1 protein-coding gene is annotated in these 761 nt (G+C 44.7%); it reads left to right on the top strand.

Annotated features, from left to right (window positions below):
• A partial coding sequence (locus EYW48_RS21340) for a group II intron maturase-specific domain-containing protein (RefSeq protein WP_277433062.1) occupies window positions 1–649 on the top strand: 649 nt, incomplete at its 5' end.
• Window positions 650–761: the final 112 nt, after the last annotated feature.

Genomic DNA, 761 nt, shown 5'->3' with positions numbered 1-761 from the left:
CTGTGCTTCAAAGGAAGTGCTGGAGAACGATATTAAACCGTTGATTGCTGATTTCTTAGCAGAAAGAGGCTTAACACTCTCCGAAGAGAAAACGCACATTACCCATATCAGCCGTGGTTTTGACTTCTTAGGCTTTAATCATAGGAAGTACAAAGGGAAATTGCTCATTAAACCGAGCAAATCCAACACACTGCTGTTCTTGAGTAACTTGCGTGAACTCATCAAAAAGCACGCAACTATCCCCGTTAACGATTTAATCAAGTTGGTAAATCCGAAACTCAGGGGCTGGTCGAATTACTATCGACACTGTGTAGCTAAACAGGTATTCGGATATGTAGGTCACAAGCTATTCCATGCGTTATGGCACTGGGCTAAAAGGCGTCATCCAACAAAGTCTAGAACTTGGGTCGCTCTTAAATACTTCATCAACCGTCAAGGTCAATGGCAATTTCACGGTTGGAAGAAGATCATGAATATGGATTGTCAGTTCAATCTGTTTCAAATAGCCAAAGTGCCGATAGAGAGACATGTGAAAATCAGGAGTGCCGCTACACCTTTTGATCCTCAACACCAAGAATACTTGGCAAAGAGAAAGTCAAAGAGGCAAAGTCGCAACTCTTGGCATGAGCCTGCTCTCACTGCTTTGTAAGTTGCTGGGTGCCAACTGGTGCCTTCGTGAAGGCTTGAGCCTAGTGCGGTGAAAGTTGCACGCTGGGTTCTTAGAGGGGCGACACTTGGTAACAGGTGTCGTCTACTCGACA

It is taken from the genome of Vibrio sp. 1180_3 (genome assembly GCF_029478545.1).
Classification (GTDB): domain Bacteria; phylum Pseudomonadota; class Gammaproteobacteria; order Enterobacterales; family Vibrionaceae; genus Vibrio; species Vibrio aestuarianus.
The sequence above is the reverse complement of the archived record's forward strand: the minus strand, read 5'-3'. Positions and strand labels throughout refer to the sequence as shown.